We start from the raw sequence: 18329 nt of genomic DNA on the forward strand, positions 1-18329 counted from the left end.
ATATTATATTTATATATAGACAAAGAGATGGGATGGATAGGGGGACACACCATGAACTGGAGTGAGGAAATACGGCAACGCGACGAGCAATCGTTCTGGGGATTGCTGGGGCTGCATCTCCTTTCGGCAGAGAAGGACCGCGTGGAGATTGGCTTAACGGCGGGAAGCTCCCATTTGAATTCCATGGGCATCGTCCATGGCGGGGTATTGTCCTCCATGATGGACCAGGCAATGGGGACGCTCGTGGCTACAGTTAAGGGAAGGTTAGGGGTGACGACTCACTTGAACGTCAATTTCCTTAGCCCGATGCGTACGGGAGAGCTGGTGGCATCGGCTTATCCACTGCATGAGACCCACCGCACGATGACGCTTCGATCCGAGATCCGGGACGGGGAAGGCACGCTCGGCTGCATCTCGACGGCTACCTTCCGTTTGCCTAAATAACCGGGAACTCGGCCCCGTTTGCTTTATTTCGGAATGCCAGGCTTTAGCTTACATAACTGGCGTTATCCTATGACTATGTGGTGATACGTGATGAACAATGAACAAGAGCAGGGGAAACTAGTTAATGAGGTTAAGAAATATCGCACGCCGGACGGCATTCCGGCCGACATCGTCATGTTCACGTTAGCGAGGCAGGAACGCAAAGCATCCACCAAGTCGCTGCCGCGCTTTGACCTGAAGGTCATGCTGATCCGCCGGCGGAGTTGGCCGTTTGCCGGGGCTTGGGCCTTGCCGGGCGGTTTCTCGCAGGAGGATGAATCGTTGTATGAGACGGCGAGGCGCGAGCTGAAGGAAGAGACGGGCGTGGACGGATCTCATCTGGAATATTTAGGCGTATACAGTAAACCGGGGCGCGATCCGCGCGGGTGGATCATCTCGCACGCTTTTTTTGCGCTGGTCGAGGAATGGGTGCTGGAGAAACGACAATCGGCGGACGATGCCCAGGAGGTCGGCTTGTTTACCGTGGGAGAAGCGCTGGAGGATTTGCAGTTGGCTTTCGACCATCGCGAAATTTTGCAGGACGCCTATAAGAGAATCCAGCAGCAAATGCTGCATACGACCATCGCCAAACAGTTTCTGCCGCCGCATTTTACGCTGGGCGAACTGTACCAGGTGATCCAGACCGTCGTTCCGGATTTTGCCGAGCTGAATTTCATCCGCAAAATTACATCGACGCGCAGCCGTCAGGGGATATTGGAGGAAGTTCGGGACGAGAACGGCAAACCGATGCTGTCCAATCAGTATTCGCAGCGTCCGGCGCAATTGTACCGGTTTACCGATTTTACGCCGCAGCTGTCGATTTATACCTGACCTCTGGATTTTACATGATGGTTTATGAAGCGGAGCGGAGAGGTGAAGAGAAGATGAGGGCTTTGATCGTCATCGATTTCACGAATGATTTCGTGAACGGGAATCTGCCGGTCGGAGAACCGGCAATTGAGATTGAACCGGCGATTTGCCGCTTGACGGAGACCTATGCCGCACAGGGGGATTTCGTTGTCATGGCGGTAGACCTGCATGAGCGCGAGGATCGGTGGCATCCGGAAACGAAGCTGTTTCCGCCCCATAATCTGCGGGGCACGTCGGGCCGTGCGCTTTACGGCAGATTGGCCGAGGTTTACGAGCGGAACAAGGAACGGATTTACTGGATGGACAAAACGAGGTACAGCGCTTTTTGCGGTACGGACCTGGAGCTGAAGCTGCGGGAACGCGGGGTCACCGAAGTGCATTTAATCGGCGTATGCACGGATATTTGCGTGCTGCATACGGCCGTGGATGCCTATAACAAAGGTTTTGTCATCACGGTTTACGAGGATGCGGTCGCCAGCTTTAACCCGGAAGGCCATGCCTGGGCGTTGGAGCATTTCCGCGGCAGTATGGGAGCGAACGTAACGAACAGCCAGAGAGGATGAACGACGATGCCTACCGAGGGATTAGCACTGCATACCGACAAATATCAGATCAATATGATCTACGCGCATTGGATGAACGGCACGCATTTGAGGAGAACGGTGTTCGAGGCCTACTTCCGAAAGCTGCCGTTCGGCAACGGGTATGCGGTATTTGCAGGCCTTGAACGGATCGTGGATTATATTCGCGGGTTGCGCTTTACCGAGGAGGACCTCGGCTATTTGGCCAAACAGGAAGAAGGATATAAGCCGGAATTTCTCGACCTGCTGCGCCGCTTTGAATTCCACGGCACGCTACTGTCGATGGCGGAAGGGGCGCTTTGTTTTCCGAACGAGCCGTTGATTCGCGTGGAAGGAACGATCATGGAGACCCAACTCGTCGAGACGGCGCTGCTGAACTTCATGAATTTTCAAACCTTGATCGCGACCAAAGCGTCGCGCGTGAAACGGGTGGCCGAAGACGACGTCCTGCTCGAGTTCGGCACGCGCCGGGCGCAGGAAGCCGATGCGGCGATTTGGGGGGCTCGGGCTGCGTATATTTCCGGTTTTGACGCAACCTCCAATTTGCTGGCCGGCGAATCCTTCGGGATTCCGACGAAAGGGACGCACGCCCATTCCTGGGTGCAAATCTTCGATTCGGAATTGGAGGCTTTCGAACTGTACGCGAAAGCAATGCCGGATCAGGTATCGTTATTGGTCGATACGTTCGACACGCTCAAGAGCGGCGTGCCGCATGCGATCCGGACCGCCAAAATGCTGGAAGCGGCCGGAAAACGGTTGAACAGCATCCGCCTGGACAGCGGCGATTTGGCGTACCTGTCGATCCAGGCACGCAAGATGCTGGATGAGGCAGGACTTCCCTACGTAAAAATCGTGGCTTCCAACGATCTTGACGAGAATACGATCTTTAACCTCAAGGCGCAGGGGGCTAAAATCGACATTTGGGGCGTTGGCACGCAGCTGATTACGGCTGCCGACCAACCCGCATTGGGCGGCGTGTATAAACTGGTGGAGCGGGAGAAGGACGGCCGGATGCAACCGACGATCAAGATTTCCGGCAACCCGGAGAAGGTGACCACACCGGGCAAAAAAGACGTACTGCGCATCGTCAACAAAGGCAGCGGAAAGGCAATCGCCGATTACGTCTGCTTCCCGCATGAGCAGCAGGCCCGCACCGGCGGGAATCTACGGTTGTTCGATCCGGTTCATCCGTACATCAAAAAAGCGGTGAAGGACTTCGAAGCGGTGCCGATGCTGCAGCCGATCTTCGAGAACGGCAAGCTGGTCTATGAACTGCCGACGCTGGAAGAGATACGCCAATACCACCGGGAGCAGTTGAACCTGTTCTGGCCGGAATATCTGCGGAAGCTGAATCCGGAAATATTCCGCATCAGCTTGAGCCAGGAAGCATGGGAGTTAAAGCAAAAGATGATAGAGGAATATATGTTGCAGCTGGAAGAGTAGAAGCGGAAAGCGCAGCTGCGCCGCAAATAAAAAGATTGCTTGGCCGAAGGATGGCGGAGCAATCTTTTTTTGGCGTGGAAATTATTTCTCGGGAAAGCGCAAAAAGCGCTATAAATCGGCTTGGTTGCCCGCCAAATTCGACAAGTGATCCGAGGTGATTCATTGCGTTAATGGTCCCCTTCGTATTTGGCAAAATAATGCGCAAACAAAATATCGATATGCCGTCCGATGGCCTCCTTGCCTGGACGGTTGTCCAAATGTTTAATTTGCTGGGCCATAATGATCGGGAATAACACGGCTGCGTTAATTTGCATCATCATGATGTAGAGAATTTCCGTGTCGGTCTCGCCGGTAATTTCCTCCAGCGTTCCGCTAAGCTTGCCGAACCCGGTCGTTTTTAAAAATCCGACGAACTCCTGCCTGGACTCGAACGTAATGTTGCCTTTGCCGAGCACCTCCTGAAGCAATCCGGGATATTGCTGAACGGAATCGACGTATTTAAGAATAAACGCTTTCAATTTCTGCTTGGGATTCAGAGAAGGGTCGTCAAGGACTTCGAAATTCGTCTGAAACGAAGTCAGCAGCAGCTTCAAAGCTTCGTTAATCAACTTGTCCTTCGAACCAAAGTAATAGTTGACCAACGCAAGGTTGACGTTCGCCACAGCGGAAATTTTGCGAAGCGTGACCTGATCGGCCCCCTCCGTCTTGATGAGCTCCAACGTAGCTTGGATAATATTCTGTTTGGTGGTCAGCCCATCGGTACAATTGCCCATATTCCCGCTCCTTTATGGCATAAATCATCCCTGCTCAGTATATCAAATGTTAACGCAAGTTTAAAACCTGTTTTCCTATTCACCTTAATACGCATCGGTTAAACGTGTCAAGAACAGCCATGCTGGATCATCAGTTAACTACTGGTGCTAAAACCGGCGTCTTCCGCCTTGACAAACCATAGGCAGGAGTTTAAATTTGAATTAAACATTGTTTTAAACGGTGTTTAAAATTATACAGAGAAAGCAGAGTGAGAGAATGCCACAAACTGTGGGGAGTTCAATTGAAAACAAGGAATTTTCCATCCGGTCGATCATCGCTCCACTGATGGCCGTCATCGTCGGCATGATCATGGTTATTTTGGATAGCACGGTGGTGAACGTTGCCGTCCCCAAGCTGGTCGACTTCTTCGCTACCGATCTGAAGACGGTGCAATGGACCATTACCGGATATACGCTGGCATTGTCCGCCGTAATCCCGTTGGCCGGCTGGATGACCGATAAATTTGGGGAGAAGCGCATTTTTTTGTTGACGATCGCGCTGTTCACCCTCGGTTCCGTATTATGCGCGGTGGCGCAAACGCCGGAGCAGTTGATCTTGTTCCGCGTCATTCAAGGCTTGGGCGGCGGGATGGTTTCGCCGATCGGGTTTGCCATGGTATTTAAGCTGGCCCCGCCGGAAAAACGGGGCTCGGTTATGGGCGTGCTGGGCGTTCCGATGCTGCTGGCACCTGCGCTTGGTCCGGTATTGTCCGGCTGGCTGGTCGAGAATGTTAGCTGGCATTGGATTTTTCTGATCAATTTGCCGATCGGCATCATCGCCTTTTTGATTGGTTTGCGGTTCCTGCCCAAATCCGAACGGCGCAAAGCGCCGCAGCTGGATAAGCTCGGCATGATTCTGGCTCCGATCGCTTTTGCCATGCTGACCTATGGAGTGAGCGAGGGAGGAACCAGTTGGACATCCGCGACAACCCTTACGGGGCTTATCGTCGGCGGCGTGGCTTTGATTTTATTCATTTTCGCCGAATTCAGGCACAAACAGCCTTTGCTGGAGCTTCGGGTATTCCGTTCATCCCACTTTACGAGAGGAATCGTGCTGGTTTGGATTGCGCAAGCGGCGCTGTTCGGTTCCATGATCGTCACGCCGCTTTATCTGCAGCAGGTGAGAGGTTACGATGCGCTGGAAACCGGCATTTACCTGTTGCCGCAAGCGCTGGCTTCGGCTTTCTTCATGCCGATCAGCGGCCGCCTGTTCGACAGAGTGGGCGCGAGACCGCTGGCATTTACCGGGTTGGGCCTGGTCACGACCGCTTTGTTCCTGTTGTCGCGAATCACGGTCGATACGAGCTTGAGCATGATCCTGCTGCCTTTGGGACTGCTCGGCAGCGGGATGGGTTTGACGATGATGCCGCTGAATACGCATATCCTCAATGCCGCACCACGTCATTTGGTCGCCCGGGTCACGCCGCTGATGACCGCGGCGCAGCAGGTCATCGTATCGTTTGCGGTGGCCGGCCTGACCGGATATTTAACGTCGCAAATCAGCAGCCATCTGGCTGAAGCGGCGCAGAGCGGCAATCCTTTGCAGGCCGCCGTGGCCGGTTTCGGCGATACGTATTTCTTGGCGGCAGGCTTAGCTTTTGCCGGTTGTCTATTGACTTTGATGCTGTCCAAACCTAAAAAACAGCCTGAACCGGCTGAAGAGCAATCGGCGCAAGGGGCTCAGACGGACCCTGGCATGATGATCGGCCATTAAGGTTGTTCTAAATTTCAATGATGCAATAAGTAGTAGCAAAAAGCATCCTTTCTTCCAAATGGGAAAGGATGCTTTTTTTGCTGCCCATTGATCTCCGGGGACTCAGTCCGTAATCATGGCTCCGCCGTTCACGTGAATCGTCTGTCCGGTGACGAAGCTGGAATCGTCCGAGGCCAGGAACACGTACACGGGCGCCAGCTCGAACGGCTGTCCGGCCCGCTTCATCGGGGTTTCCAGGCCAAAGGTGGAGACGTACTCCGCCGAGTAACTGGAAGGAATGAGCGGCGTCCAGATCGGTCCCGGAGCCACGGCGTTGACCCGAATGCCCCGGTCGACGAGCGACAGCGCCAGAGAGCGGGTGAAAGAGACGACCGCGCCTTTGGTGGAGGAATAATCGATCAGCAGCGGGGCGCCGGCGTAGGCAGTGATCGAAGCGGTGCTGATGATGGCGCTGCCGGGACGCAAGTGAGGCAAAGCCGCCTTGGTCATGTAGAAGTGAGGGAAAATGTTGGTGGCATAGGTTTGGTGCAGCTGTTCGGTGGATATGGCCTCGATGCCTTTTTGCTGGGGATATTGAACGGCTTGATTCAACACCAAAATATCGATTTTTCCGAAATGATGGAGCGTATGTTCCACCACCGTTTTGGAGAACGCCTCCTGCCGCAGATCGCCGGGAATAAGTAGGCAGCGCCGGCCCAGTTCTTCCACCCGCTTTTTCGTGGTCTGGGCATCCTCGTGCTCGTATAGGTACACGATGGCCAGATCCGCGCCCTCCTTGGCAAAGGCGATCGCCGTGGCACGGCCGATGCCGCTGTCGCCTCCGGTAATGATCGCGACCTTATCCTTAAGCTTACCGCTGCCGGCGTAAGCGGGATTCTCCGAGATCGGGGGCGGCGCCATCAGCGTCTCCAGTCCGGGCTGTCTCGGCTGGTGCTGTGGCGGAAACGTGATCGGCTGCTCTTCGCATTTCATTTTTGAGCTGTAGTAAGGGTACATGGGAATCATGTGAACGCTCCTCCTGGTTTCGTGATTTTAAGGTATAGTATTCGTTTCGTGTCTGGGCGGTGCATTCGCCTAATCCCAAGCGCAAGCGTTGGCGGTCGGCCGCCGGCGCTTGCTCTTTTCTTTTCTTGCCGAGTCGGTCAAGAATGTCTATATGACATTTGTTACATAAGTCACACCCCATCTATGATAAATTTTAAAATTATAAAAGAAATATTTATTGTGTGATATTTTGCACTTATTTGCGTCGTTATGAACTCGCATTTGCGAAGAAGGGGGTCAAACGCGTGGTACAACTACCGAGATTGAACGAGCTAGGTTTTTTTGAAATCCGTTTGGAATCCATTGGGGGGCTGGGGGCGAACCTGGCGGGAAAAATGCTGGCCGAAGCCGGAGTCGAAGGGGCCGGACTGAATGGGGTCAGCTTTTCTTCATATGGCTCGGAGAAAAAAGGCTCCGCGGTCAAAGCGCATATTCGCTTCTGTGATCTGAACACGCCGATCCGCGATACGTCGCCGGTCGAACGGCCGCATATCGTGGGGATTTTTCAGGAGGCGCTAGCCAAGACGGTGAACGTCATCAGCGGCATTTACGAGGATAGCACCGTGCTGGTGAACTCGCGCAAAACGCCGCAAGAACTGAAGGAGAAAATGAAACTGATCGGCGGGACGATCGCGGTCATCGATGCGACGGGCATTGCCCTCGAGGAGAAAAACCGGGTTAATATGGCCATGCTGGGGGCTTTGTTCCGGCTATGCCCGTTCCTGGATCCGGAAACGATGAAGGACGTTATTCGCAAATCCCTGGAGAAGAAATACCCGCAAACCGTCGCGCCGGCTTTGGCGACCTTCGAGCGCGGTTACAATGAGGTCGTATTCGAAACGTTCGCGTTGCCGGAAGGCGTCAGCATGCCTGCCTTCGTTCGGGCGGACACGCCGGTACTCGGCTATGAAACCCAGCCGATCGGCGGGATCATCATCAATCCGGGCAACAGCATCCTGAAGGATCTCAGCATTTCCCGTTCCGGGATGATGCCGCATTTCAAGGAAGAAACCTGCATTCATTGCGCCCAGTGCGATAATGTTTGCCCGGACAACTGCTTCGTTTGGGAAGAGCGTCCCGATAAAAAAGGGCGTCCGCAAATGTTCCTGAAAGGGATCGATTATCAATACTGCAAAGGCTGCTTGAAATGCATCCATGCTTGCCCGACCGACGCATTGTCAGGGGAGCGGGAGGAAGACGGATATGCGGAGGCCAACCGGGTTCCGCATCTGTTTGACTTGGCGGTTCGCTAAAGATACGAAAGGTGGTTTCGAACAATGGCGATCGATATGGAAAAAGAACGCCGCGCTGGCACGGTAGAGCAGCGCGTAGTATATGAATCAGGCAACGAGATGGCAGCTTATGCGGCCAGCCAGATCAATTATCACATCATGGGGTATTTTCCGATTTCCCCCTCCACCGAGGTAGCGCAATTTCTCGATTTGATGAAAGCGAGCGGCCAGCATGACATCAAACTGATCCCTTCGGACGGCGAGCACAGCTCCGCCGGGATTTGCTATGGAGCCTCGACCGCCGGCGGACGGGTGTTCAACGCGACCAGCGCGCAAGGTTATTTGTACATGCTGGAGCAAATGCCCGTCCAGTCGGGGACGCGGTTCCCGATGGTCATGAACCTGGTCTGCCGGTCGATTTCCGGGCCGCTGGACATTCACGGCGACCACTCGGACTTGTATTTTGCCTTGAACACCGGCTGGCCGATCTTGATGTGCCGCGATCCGCAAGCGGTATACGACATGAACCTGATCGCGATCAAGCTGGCGGAAGATCCGGAAGTCAGACTGCCGGTGCTGGTGGCTTCGGACGGTTATTTTACGTCCCACCAAAAGCGCCGCGTGCACACTTTCGCCAAGCAGGAGGACGTCCTGAAATTCGTCGGCGAACGTCCGCCGGGCGGTTTCCCGCACACGTTGGACCGCAACAACCCGATCACGGTCGGACCTTACATGAACGAACCGGATTATATCAACAACTGCTACCAGCAGTCCGAAGCGATGTACAACGCGGAACGCGTATTCGAGCGGATTGCGGACGAATATACGGAATTGACCGGCCGCGAATACAAAATGCTCGATATGTACCGGATGGAGGACGCCGAGGTGGCGGTCTTCCTGATGAACTCGGCTTCCGAGATCATCAAAGATGTCGTCGACGATCTGCGCCGCCAAGGCATCAAAGCCGGCTCGATCGCGCCGAACATGATTCGCCCGTTCCCGCAGAAGCAAATCGCCGAAGCGTTGAAGAACGTGAAAGCAATCACGGTCGGCGACCGCGGCGATTCCTACGGTGCTCACGGCGGCAACATGGTGAACGAGATCAAGGCCGCCTTGTTTACGTACGGCAACCATACGACGCAAGTCATCAGCCGGATTTACGGCCTCGGGGGCAAGGAGTTTTACGCCGAAGACGGGCATCATCTGTTTGAATTAGCGATCGAGGCGGCGAAGAAAACCTACGTCGAGATCCCTTTTGATTACTACGGCCATACGCCGGGGGATAAAGACAAATTGCCGAAACGGGTGCTGAATCCGCTCAAATTCGAGGATTTGAAAACCGGACTGATCACCGTCACCAAAAACGAAGAAACCGGCAAGCTGGGCGTGCGGATTCCGCCGCTGCGCGCTTTAACGAAGAAGCCGAAACGGATTGCTCCGGGACATGGCGCTTGTCCGGGCTGCGGCATTTTCTCCGGGCTGGAGCTGTTCTTCAAAGGGATCGAAGGCGATATCGTCGCTCTGTTCCATACGGGGTGCGCGATGGTCGTGACGACGGGATATCCGTATTCATCCCATAAAGCGACGTACATCCATAACCTGTTCCAGAATGGCGCGGCGACTCTTTCCGGCGTCGTGGAGATGTTCTGGGAAAGAAAACGCAGAGGCGAGCTGGACGATCTGGGCCTGCAGGACGATTTCACGTTTGTCATGGTCACCGGCGACGGCGGGATGGACATCGGCATGGGACCGGCGATCGGTGCCGCGCTGCGCAATCATAAGATGATCATCATTGAGTACGATAACGAAGGATACATGAATACCGGGGCGCAATTGTCATATTCGACCCCGCTCGGCCACCGGACTTCCACGTCCAATATCGGCAAGGCGCAACAAGGGAAGGCGTTCCAGCATAAAGATACGCCGCAAATCATGGCCGCGACGAACATCCCTTACGTCTTTACGGGCAGCGAAGCCTATCCGCAGGATCTGGTCAAAAAAGCCGCCAAGGCGCAATGGTATGCCCAGAACGAAGGACTCGTTTATGGTAAAATATTGATTGCCTGCCCGCTCAACTGGATTTCTCCGGACGATCAGGGCACGAACATCATCGATGCGGCCGTCAATTCCTGCTTCTTCCCGCTGTATGAGGTCGAACACGGACAAACGGCGATTACGTACAACCCGGAAGAGAAGGGCAATCGCGTGCCGTTGACGGATTGGCTGAAGACGATGGGCAAGACGCGCCATCTGACGAAGCCGGAAAATGCCGCTGCCTTGGCGGAATTCGAACATGAGGTCGAGCGGCGCTGGAAGGTACTGCAGGCCAAACACGAAAATCCGTATTTGTAAGGTAGTTCAAAAAGTCATCTTTGGATCACGAAGCTTAAGCAAAGAGGCGGACTCGACATCGAATCTTGAATTCAGCCGGGCCTTCCGTTACTCACGTAGGTCTGCCTACGCTGCGTTACTCATGCCCTAGCTTCATCCAACCTTCTCGGTGCTCCAAACCTGACTTTTTGAACCTTTCTTGAAACGGTAGTTCAAAAAGTCGTCTTTGGTTCACGATGCAAGAACAGGGAGCTTATTCGACGTTGAATCTTGAATTCAGCCGGGCCTAAGCGGATGCTTCCGAGGTATGATTCCTGCGGAAACATTTCAGTTGCTCACGTAGCTCCCAGCTACGCTAACGGACACCAGAGACGCTATTGGCCCGCTTTTGGGCAACTTCCGATGCTAACGGACCGAGGGGACCTTATTTCGGTCAAAAGTAGCTAAATGGCTGCTATAAGAGCTGAATAAGGTCTCTGGAGTCCGTTACAGCGGGAAATAGCCGGGAAATGGGCAAATAAGGTCATTACGGTCCGTTACGTTCAGCGCGGTTACGATCAGCCCCGCTACGGACATCCCTAGCTTCATCCGACCTAAAGCGTTTTGTAAAAACGCACTTCGAAAGCATAGGCTTAGCGTTTTGTAAAAACGCACTTTCGAAAGCATAGGCTTCGGGGCTGAAAAGCCGACTTTTTGAACCTTTATTGAAATAGTAATTCAAGTACTATAAAACTTGTGGTTCAAGTACTTTATTACCCGAGAGAAGCGGCATTTTGCCGCTTTCTTTCGTTGCAAGGAAGATGCAGAGCAACCGGCGATGGGTTAACTCAAGGAAGCGAATTCAATGGAGAAGCAGGAGGCGAATTCAATGGAGAAGCAGTTTCGCGCTTTTCGCGTGCATCAGGACGAGCAGGGATTCCGGTCGGGGGTCGAGCTGATCGATGGCTCCGCCCTGCCCGACGCGGACGTGACCGTTTCGGTCCACTATTCCGGCGTCAATTATAAAGACGGTTTGGCGAGTACCCCGGAGGGAAAAATCGTCAAACGTTATCCGTTCATCCCCGGCATCGATTTGGCCGGGGAAGTGACCGAATCCCGCGATGCGCGGTTCCGGCCCGGGGATCTGGTGCTGTGCACCGGCTACGGCCTTGGCGTGACGCATGAAGGCGGATTTGCCGAAGTCGCCCGCTTGCCGGGCGACTGGCTGGTCCGGCTGCCGCAGGGTTTAACGGCCCGGGAAGCGATGGCGATCGGGACGGCCGGGTTTACGGCAGCGCTGTCGGTGAGACGCCTGCTGGCGGGCGGGCTTGAGCCCGGGCACGGCCCCGTGCTGGTCCTCGGCGCCACCGGCGGCGTAGGGAGCATGGCCGTCGCGATTCTCAGCAGGCTGGGGTTTGACGTGACGGGCGTGACCGGGAAACCGGAAGCACGCGAGAAGCTGTCGGCGTTCGGCGCCGCCGACGTCCTATCCCGCGAAGAGGCGGTTTCGGGCGCCAAAGGCGTGCTAGGCAAGGAGCGCTGGGCGGCCGTCGTGGACCCGGTCGGTGGCGCTGTTACGGCCGATTTGCTCAAGGCGGTCAAGTACGGCGGTTCCGTCGCTTTGTCCGGGCTTACCGCCGGCGGGGAGGTCGCGACCTCCGTTTATCCGTTTATATTGCGCGGCGTTAATTTGCTCGGCATCGATTCCGTCTTTTGCCCGATGCCGCTGCGGCTCAAACTATGGGAGCTCCTGGCCGGCGCATGGAAACCCGAGCCCGCGCTTCTTGAAGGGGTAACCGAATTTCCGCTGGAGCGGCTGCCTGAAGCGCTGTCTACCGTGCTTGCGGGCAAAGCGGTTGGACGTCAGGTGATTTCCTTATCGAACTAGATCGAACCTGCCTTGCAATGGTATAAAATGGACGGCGTTGTGACAACCTAACATCATCGGCTGCAACTGGCGAACAAGCTTTGTGCAAAGGATGGGATGCCAATGAGATGGTGGAAGGTTGGATTGGGGCTGGCCCTGGCGTTGTCATTGTCAACGGGCTGCAGCGGCATGCAAAGGGTAGCGAAGGAAGAAATGAACAAATACAATATGAAAAGCTACCGGCAGGGGAACGAACGCCAGCTGACGAGCGGGACGACGCTCAATACGGCCATGCTGCAGGCGCTGAAAGCGGAATGCGCGCAAAGGGGCATCCGTTTAACGCATGAGACCTATGCCGAGGGGTTGGACGGGAATATTAGCTATAGTTATTTCATCAATGGGGATGCCCGGCATTTTATTATCGTGCATGTGTTCCCCAGCGAGCAGGAACGGATTCGCGAAATATCGGAAATCTACGGATCCGGGGACGGAACCGAGGGACCGGAGGCGGCGGCGGTTTCCAGCCAGGCTTCCGTAATCTCGAGCCGGGGCAATACCGCGCTGGTTTATGCCTCCAGCGTGCAAAAGGAGAGCCAATACCGCGACGAAATGAAGGCGGTGTTCGGCCGGTTGCTGGAGCAAATGAACGACCGCACGGAATAAGGAGATTAACCTATAACCAACTTCTTATCCTGATAGAATCCGGGGATAAGAAGTTGGTTTTTTGGGTTGAAGGATTTATTTTTTGTAAATTTCCCGCATGACATGGCGCAGTTCCGGAATGATGATCCGCTCCATGGCCAGTTTCACGGCCCCTTGCGAGCCGGGCATGGAGAACACGGCTTTATTGCTGATCGTTCCGGCGATCGCGCGGCTCAGAATGGCAGCCGGACCAATATCCTCAGTGAAGCTGAGGTAACGGAAAATTTCGCCGAAGCCCGGCATTTCCTTGTTCAACAAGCTGCGTACGGCTTCGTAGGTCGTATCCCGCGGCGCAATCCCGGTGCCCCCGCTGAGCAGGACGGCTTCGATGCCGCGGTCGGAGGCCGCCTCCCGCAGCAGCTGGCGGATACCGTCGTAATCGTCCTTAACGATGGTGTAGCGGGCCACGCGGTATCCGTTTTGCTGGAGCAGCTCCTTGATCAATTGGCCGCTGGTATCCGTATCGGCCGTTCGCGTATCGGAGACGGTAATGACCAGGCAGGAAACCATGTCAGGGGCTTCGCTTCGGTGCTGATCGACTGATCTCATCCATTTCGCTTCCTTTCCTTGGGCGTTAATTCTATTTTACCACGTTACGGATGAACGTTTGGGGGAAATGTAGTTGCATGTCCTGTAAGGTTGGTGTAAACTCGCATTCGTATGCATTTATGTTCCAAATCATAGGAGATGAGGTGAAACAAAGGTGACACCAGTTTATATATTGTCCGGATTTTTGGGGAGCGGCAAAACGACGCTGCTGCAGCGGCTCATCCGCTATTGGCAGGATCAGGGGCTGCGGCCGGCCGTCATTATGAACGAGATCGGAGACGTGAACCTGGACGGATTGCTCGTATCCAGCGAGGTACCGATGGCCGAAATGCTCGGCGGCTGCATCTGCTGCACGATCCGCGGGGATTTGAGCGTACAGATGTCGGAGCTGATCGTTAAGGAGCGGCCGGATCTGGTCATCATCGAGGCGACGGGCGCAGGCAATCCGCTGGAAATATTCGATGCGGTAACCGAGGTGTCGCTGATACTGAAATTGGACATTAAGCCGATGATCACGGTCGTTGACGCGGCGCATCTGGCCGATCTGCATCACACGCAGAAAGGGAAAACCTACCGCTTGATGATCGAGCAAATCCGTTGCGGTTCCGTGCTCGTAATGAACAAAATCGATTTGATCAGCCCGGACTGGCAGCAGGAGATGACCGACTTCTTGCACCGAACGAATCCCTATGCCCGCATCGTCCCGGCAGTAAAATGCGAGGTTGATTTATCGGAGCTGCTAAACGGGGCGGAAGAGCATGCTGCATCCGGGCCTCCGGTTCAACGCGGTGCAGCGGACAACGGGCATAACGGTGAGCCCGATGGGGATGGCTGCCATGATGATCATCATCATGGGCATAACCACGCCCATGCTTCGCATGAACATGTGACGGTGTACACGCATTACTTCGAAGGACCGGTGGACAGCGGAGAATTCGAACGGTTTATTGCCGATTTGCCCCGGGAGGTCTATCGCGGCAAGGGGATTTTGCGTTTCTCCGATACGGCGAGCCGGTTTCTGTTCCAATATGCGTACCGCGAAGCCGATTATCTGAAAATAACGCCGCAAGGGAACGTCCCGGATGTGGCGGTGTTCATCGGCGAGCACTTCGACCGGAATCGGATCGCCGCGCAGCTGAAGGAACTGGAGCGGAAGCAAACAGGAGCAGAATAGCGGTGAAAAATGGCCTTAATTTTTTTCACCGTTAATCGCTGAAAGACGAACCGCATTCATAGCACTACATAGTTCAAGGCATAAACATGGAAACGAATTGGCGTATACCGAAGAGACCGCGTGCCGCAGCGGGTTCTCTTCTTTGTTTCGTTTATTTGCGGCAGGCTCAGGGCAACCTATAACTGCTTTTTTCATAAAGAGGGAGAGATTGACATGAATGATAAACAGAAAAGCTCCGCGAAGTTCGTTCCTTACGTATCGGCTTCGCGTTCCTTGCCTGAGTTGACGGTGGTCGCCGTCGTGCTCGGGATTATTTTGGCGGTCGTGTTCGCGGCGGCCAACGCTTATCTCGGCTTGAAAATCGGCCTGACCGTCAGCGCTTCCATACCGGCGGCGGTGATTTCGCTGGCCGTACTGCGCGGGGTGTTCCGGCGCAAATCGATTCTGGAGAACAATATCGTACAGACGATGACCACGGCCGGGGAAGCGGTCGCGGCTGGAGCGATATTTACGCTGCCGGCGCTGTATATGTGGGACCTAGATCCAAGTCAGCAGATGATCAGCTTTATCGTGCTGGTCGGCGGCTTCTTAGGCGTAGCCATGATGGTGCCGCTGCGCCGCCTGCTGATCGTGAATGAACATGAAACGCTGCCGTATCCGGAAGGGACCGCGTGCGCGGAAGTGCTCGTGTCCGGCGAAACGGGCGGACGAAGCGCCCGCATGGTGTCGCTCGGCTTTGTCGTCGGCGGCCTGGTAAAGGCGCTGGGCGATGGCTTTATGCTGTTCAAGACGGAAATCGAAACCGCCGTCTTCCGCTTCAAAAACGCCGTGATCGGGATGGATACGTACCCGGCGCTGCTGGGCGTCGGCTATATCATCGGGCCGCGGATCGCCGGACAAATGCTGGCCGGGGGGATTTTGGCCTGGCTGGTGCTGATTCCGATGATCAGCTTTTTCGGGGCCGGTTCCCTGGGCGCCATCGCGCCTTCGCAAACCCCGATCGCCCAGTTGGATGCCTGGGGCATCTGGGGCGATTACATCCGCTATATTGGCGCCGGGGCGGTGGCGGCCGGCGGTTTGATCACGCTGGTCAAAACCCTGCCGATGCTGTTCAGCTCGCTGAGCGCCACGCTCAAAGGGCTGATGCAGCGCTCGGCATCCAACGAGAAAGTGACGATCGACCGGACGAACCGCGACATCCCCGGGGTATGGGTTTTCGCGATGATCGCCGTGCTGATCGTGCTGCTGGCTTTTGACCCGATTACGAACGTCGGGATTATCGGGGCGGTGGCCATCGCGTTGTTTGGTTTCTTGTTCGTCACCGTGGCTTCGCGGATTGTCGGCCTGGTAGGCAGCTCCTCGTCGCCGGTGTCGGGGATGACGATCGCCACGCTGCTTATCGTGACCTTTTTGTACAAGCTGACGGGGATGTCCGGCATGACCGGGATGGTCACTTCCTTGACCGTGGGCGCCATCGTCTGCGTAGCCTTGGCCGTAGCCGGGGATATTTCGCAGGATCTCAAAACCGGCTACCTTGTCGGCGGGACTCCGTGGAAACAGCAGGTGGCGATGATGATCGGGGTGCTCGTTTCCGGTCTGGTCATCGGCTTTATTCTGAACGTGTTGAATGCGACGTACGGGCTCGGCTCGGAGCAGCTGTCCGCGCCGAAAGCGGTGCTGATGCGGCTGATCGTCGAAGGCATCATGTCGGAGAACCTGCCTTGGGACCTGATCTTTATCGGAGCCGCCGCTGCCGTCGTCTTCGAATTTTTGGGCCTGAACTCGCTGACGGTCGCCGTCGGCATCTATCTGCCGGTGCATATCAGCACGCCGATCATGGTGGGCGGCCTGGTGCGCTGGGTCGTCGGTTTCTTCTCGCGGAAAAACGAATCCCTGCTCAAAAGCCGGGTCGAAACCGGAACGCTGCTTGCTTCCGGGCTGATCGCCGGGGAATCGCTGATCGGCGTCATCATCGCCATTTTGATCTGGTCCGGGGTGCAAATTCCGTCCACGATCGCGGTGGCGGGCAATACGCTGCCGTTCCTGATTTTCCTGATCGTGACGTTCCTGTTAGGGTTCATCTCCTTACGCAGCAAAAACGGCATCACCAAAGAGAACAGGGGGTAAGCGCATGAAGAAAAAACAACGCGCTTCCAAACAGCCTGAGCAAAACCTGCTGGACATGGTTCCGCTTCTGCGGCCTCACCTGGGCGTCGCTTCGGGCGACGACGGCAAAGCCGAGCTGCTGCTGCCGCGCCGCAGCTGGCTGGAGCGCCAGTCGGTGCGTTTTCTGAAGCAGCCGGCCGTGATCCATGTTCATCTGGACGCGCTCGGCAGCGAGGTAGTTACCCGCTGCGATGGAACCCATAGCGTAGGGGACATTGCCGAAGCCATCCGGACGAAATTCGGGGAAGAAGCCGAGCCGCTGATGCCGCGGCTCAGCAAATTTATCGAGATCATGGAAGCCAACGACTGGCTTCTGTGGGCAGACGCCATGAACCGTGAGGAAATGCGGCTGGAAAGCGTTTAGGGACCGCGAATTGGAAGATGCATGCAACTTTTCGGGCGGACGAGCCGTCTAGGAGGGCAGAGGTGATGAACAAATGAAAACAACAACCAACCGCAAGATGAAACTGGCCATCGTTCTGCTGATGTCCGGCTCGCTGCTCATGGCATCTTCCGCTTCCGCCTTCAGCGATGTACAAGGACAGGATGCCGGCATGACGGAAGCCTTGCAGCAAAAGGGGATCATTCAAGGGGTCTCGAAGGACAAGTTCGTTCCGCTCGGCAAGCTGACCGGAGCGCAAGGCGTCCATATGATCGTCAAAGCGCTGGATTTGAAAGCGAAAGCCGACAGCCCATCCCAACCTTCCGGCAAAAACGAATGGTATGCGTCCTCGCTGCGGATCGCCGAAGACAACGGCATCAAGCTGCCGAAGGATTTTGCCCCGAACGCTCAACTGACGCGGGAAGCCTTCGCCGATATCCTGATGCAGGCGGTGAACGCGACCGGCAACTATCCGACGATCAAAATGTATATCGAGGTCGCGGATGCCAATCAAATGACGCCGGACTATGCGAATAACATTCAGACCTTGCTGCTGATGAAAATCGCCAGCCTGGACGAGCAAGGCAAATTCGATTCGAAGCAGGCGATCAACCGGATCGACGCCGCACGGCTTGTGTATAACGCCGCCGAGTTCGTAAATAAGTATAAGGATGACGAACAAAACATGCAGGATAACGTCAGCTGTAACGTAGAGAAAGTAAACGATCAGATCAACAAGGTCGTGCTGACCCGTGCGCAGCAGCCGAATCCGGGATACGGCATTCGGGTGGCCAAGGTGGAATTCTCCGGCAAGCAAGCGACCGTCTACTATGAGCTGCTGTCCCCGGACCCGGGCCAAAGCTACATCCAGGTCATTTCCGATACGAAGGCGGAAACGTTCGTCTCCAGCCAATATACGGTCGAGATCAAACGTCTCCCATAAACATTAAACATTCCATCGTTTGCAAGCAACGAAAAACAGCCGTTCCCGAACCTGGGG

General features: G+C 55.3%; 16 protein-coding genes. 13 read left to right on the top strand and 3 right to left on the bottom strand.

Features of this window, described 5'->3' with window-relative positions:
• Nucleotides 1-51: 51 nt before the first annotated feature.
• The 4 genes from ACQ4N8_RS10360 to ACQ4N8_RS10375 all read left to right on the top strand — a co-directional run bounded on the left by ACQ4N8_RS10360 (nt 52) and on the right by ACQ4N8_RS10375 (nt 3377).
• Entirely contained in the window at nt 52-444 is a 393-nt protein-coding gene (locus ACQ4N8_RS10360; RefSeq protein ID WP_430704279.1) for a PaaI family thioesterase, read from the top strand.
• 90 nt (nt 445-534) lie between these two features.
• Nucleotides 535-1314 carry an NUDIX domain-containing protein gene (locus ACQ4N8_RS10365; RefSeq protein ID WP_430704280.1) on the top strand — a complete coding sequence of 260 codons (780 nt, stop codon included), beginning with the start codon at nt 535-537 and terminating at the stop codon, nt 1312-1314.
• Nucleotides 1315-1367: 53 nt separating this feature from the next.
• Nucleotides 1368-1916, top strand: coding sequence for a cysteine hydrolase family protein (locus ACQ4N8_RS10370; protein ID WP_430704281.1), 549 nt, complete (start codon nt 1368-1370; stop codon nt 1914-1916).
• Nucleotides 1917-1922: 6 nt separating this feature from the next.
• Nucleotides 1923-3377: a nicotinate phosphoribosyltransferase gene (locus tag ACQ4N8_RS10375; protein WP_430704282.1), complete on the top strand. Its 1455-nt coding sequence runs from the start codon at nt 1923-1925 to the stop codon at nt 3375-3377.
• Nucleotides 3378-3544: 167 nt separating this feature from the next.
• Here the strand turns inward: ACQ4N8_RS10375 and ACQ4N8_RS10380 are convergent, their stop codons facing one another.
• Nucleotides 3545-4150, bottom strand: coding sequence for a TetR/AcrR family transcriptional regulator (locus ACQ4N8_RS10380; protein ID WP_430704283.1), 606 nt, complete (start codon nt 4148-4150; stop codon nt 3545-3547).
• A gap of 256 nt (nt 4151-4406) precedes the next feature.
• Between ACQ4N8_RS10380 and ACQ4N8_RS10385 the strand changes: the two genes are divergently transcribed.
• Nucleotides 4407-5903 (top strand): DHA2 family efflux MFS transporter permease subunit, encoded by a 1497-nt coding sequence (locus ACQ4N8_RS10385; RefSeq protein WP_430704284.1) that lies wholly within the window; start codon nt 4407-4409, stop codon nt 5901-5903.
• 102 nt (nt 5904-6005) lie between these two features.
• On the opposite strand, the gene ACQ4N8_RS10390 is transcribed toward ACQ4N8_RS10385, so the two are convergent.
• Nucleotides 6006-6908, bottom strand: a complete 903-nt coding sequence (locus tag ACQ4N8_RS10390; protein ID WP_430704285.1) for an SDR family oxidoreductase — start codon at nt 6906-6908, stop codon at nt 6006-6008.
• 284 nt (nt 6909-7192) lie between these two features.
• Here ACQ4N8_RS10390 and ACQ4N8_RS10395 point away from each other — a divergent pair, with 284 nt between their 5' ends.
• From ACQ4N8_RS10395 to ACQ4N8_RS10410, 4 genes are all read left to right on the top strand, one after another.
• Nucleotides 7193-8200: a 2-oxoacid:acceptor oxidoreductase family protein gene (locus ACQ4N8_RS10395; RefSeq protein ID WP_430704286.1), complete on the top strand. Its 1008-nt coding sequence runs from the start codon at nt 7193-7195 to the stop codon at nt 8198-8200.
• A 24-nt stretch (nt 8201-8224) separates the two neighbouring features.
• Nucleotides 8225-10531, top strand: a complete 2307-nt coding sequence (locus tag ACQ4N8_RS10400; protein WP_430704287.1) for a thiamine pyrophosphate-dependent enzyme — start codon at nt 8225-8227, stop codon at nt 10529-10531.
• Between the two features lie 847 nt (nt 10532-11378).
• Nucleotides 11379-12377, top strand: a complete 999-nt coding sequence (locus ACQ4N8_RS10405; RefSeq protein WP_430704288.1) for an acryloyl-CoA reductase — start codon at nt 11379-11381, stop codon at nt 12375-12377.
• Nucleotides 12378-12479: 102 nt separating this feature from the next.
• Nucleotides 12480-13019, top strand: a complete 540-nt coding sequence (locus ACQ4N8_RS10410) for a hypothetical protein (RefSeq protein ID WP_430704289.1) — start codon at nt 12480-12482, stop codon at nt 13017-13019.
• A 75-nt stretch (nt 13020-13094) separates the two neighbouring features.
• Here the strand turns inward: ACQ4N8_RS10410 and ACQ4N8_RS10415 are convergent, their stop codons facing one another.
• Nucleotides 13095-13607, bottom strand: a complete 513-nt coding sequence (locus tag ACQ4N8_RS10415; protein ID WP_430704290.1) for a MogA/MoaB family molybdenum cofactor biosynthesis protein — start codon at nt 13605-13607, stop codon at nt 13095-13097.
• A gap of 154 nt (nt 13608-13761) precedes the next feature.
• On the opposite strand from ACQ4N8_RS10415, the gene ACQ4N8_RS10420 reads away from it, so the two are divergent.
• The 4 genes from ACQ4N8_RS10420 to ACQ4N8_RS10435 all read left to right on the top strand — a co-directional run bounded on the left by ACQ4N8_RS10420 (nt 13762) and on the right by ACQ4N8_RS10435 (nt 18272).
• Nucleotides 13762-14781 (top strand): CobW family GTP-binding protein, encoded by a 1020-nt coding sequence (locus ACQ4N8_RS10420; RefSeq protein ID WP_430704291.1) that lies wholly within the window; start codon nt 13762-13764, stop codon nt 14779-14781.
• A 213-nt stretch (nt 14782-14994) separates the two neighbouring features.
• On the top strand, nt 14995-16908 hold the full coding sequence (locus ACQ4N8_RS10425; protein ID WP_430704292.1) for an OPT family oligopeptide transporter: 1914 nt from the start codon (nt 14995-14997) through the stop codon (nt 16906-16908).
• Nucleotides 16909-16912: 4 nt separating this feature from the next.
• Nucleotides 16913-17311, top strand: coding sequence for a PqqD family protein (locus tag ACQ4N8_RS10430; RefSeq protein ID WP_430704293.1), 399 nt, complete (start codon nt 16913-16915; stop codon nt 17309-17311).
• 73 nt (nt 17312-17384) lie between these two features.
• A complete protein-coding gene (locus ACQ4N8_RS10435; RefSeq protein ID WP_430704294.1) occupies nt 17385-18272 on the top strand; it encodes a protease complex subunit PrcB family protein in 888 nt (295 codons plus the stop codon).
• Nucleotides 18273-18329: the final 57 nt, after the last annotated feature.

The organism is Paenibacillus macerans, assembly GCF_050565405.1.
Classification (GTDB): domain Bacteria; phylum Bacillota; class Bacilli; order Paenibacillales; family Paenibacillaceae; genus Fontibacillus; species Fontibacillus macerans_B.

Bases quoted from the DNA above. Each gene is read 5' to 3' on its own strand.
- ACQ4N8_RS10435 (WP_430704294.1), top strand. From the start codon at position 17,385: ATGAAAACAACAACCAACCGCAAGATGAAACTGGCCATCGTTCTGCTG.
- ACQ4N8_RS10390 (WP_430704285.1), bottom strand. From the start codon at position 6,908: ATGATTCCCATGTACCCTTACTACAGCTCAAAAATGAAATGCGAAGAG.
- ACQ4N8_RS10400 (WP_430704287.1), top strand. From the start codon at position 8,225: ATGGCGATCGATATGGAAAAAGAACGCCGCGCTGGCACGGTAGAGCAG.
- ACQ4N8_RS10380 (WP_430704283.1), bottom strand. From the start codon at position 4,150: ATGGGCAATTGTACCGATGGGCTGACCACCAAACAGAATATTATCCAA.
- ACQ4N8_RS10405 (WP_430704288.1), top strand. From the start codon at position 11,379: ATGGAGAAGCAGTTTCGCGCTTTTCGCGTGCATCAGGACGAGCAGGGA.
- ACQ4N8_RS10385 (WP_430704284.1), top strand. From the start codon at position 4,407: ATGCCACAAACTGTGGGGAGTTCAATTGAAAACAAGGAATTTTCCATC.
- ACQ4N8_RS10360 (WP_430704279.1), top strand. From the start codon at position 52: ATGAACTGGAGTGAGGAAATACGGCAACGCGACGAGCAATCGTTCTGG.
- ACQ4N8_RS10415 (WP_430704290.1), bottom strand. From the start codon at position 13,607: ATGAGATCAGTCGATCAGCACCGAAGCGAAGCCCCTGACATGGTTTCC.
- ACQ4N8_RS10365 (WP_430704280.1), top strand. From the start codon at position 535: ATGAACAATGAACAAGAGCAGGGGAAACTAGTTAATGAGGTTAAGAAA.
- ACQ4N8_RS10425 (WP_430704292.1), top strand. From the start codon at position 14,995: ATGAATGATAAACAGAAAAGCTCCGCGAAGTTCGTTCCTTACGTATCG.
- ACQ4N8_RS10375 (WP_430704282.1), top strand. From the start codon at position 1,923: ATGCCTACCGAGGGATTAGCACTGCATACCGACAAATATCAGATCAAT.
- ACQ4N8_RS10370 (WP_430704281.1), top strand. From the start codon at position 1,368: ATGAGGGCTTTGATCGTCATCGATTTCACGAATGATTTCGTGAACGGG.
- ACQ4N8_RS10430 (WP_430704293.1), top strand. From the start codon at position 16,913: ATGAAGAAAAAACAACGCGCTTCCAAACAGCCTGAGCAAAACCTGCTG.
- ACQ4N8_RS10410 (WP_430704289.1), top strand. From the start codon at position 12,480: ATGAGATGGTGGAAGGTTGGATTGGGGCTGGCCCTGGCGTTGTCATTG.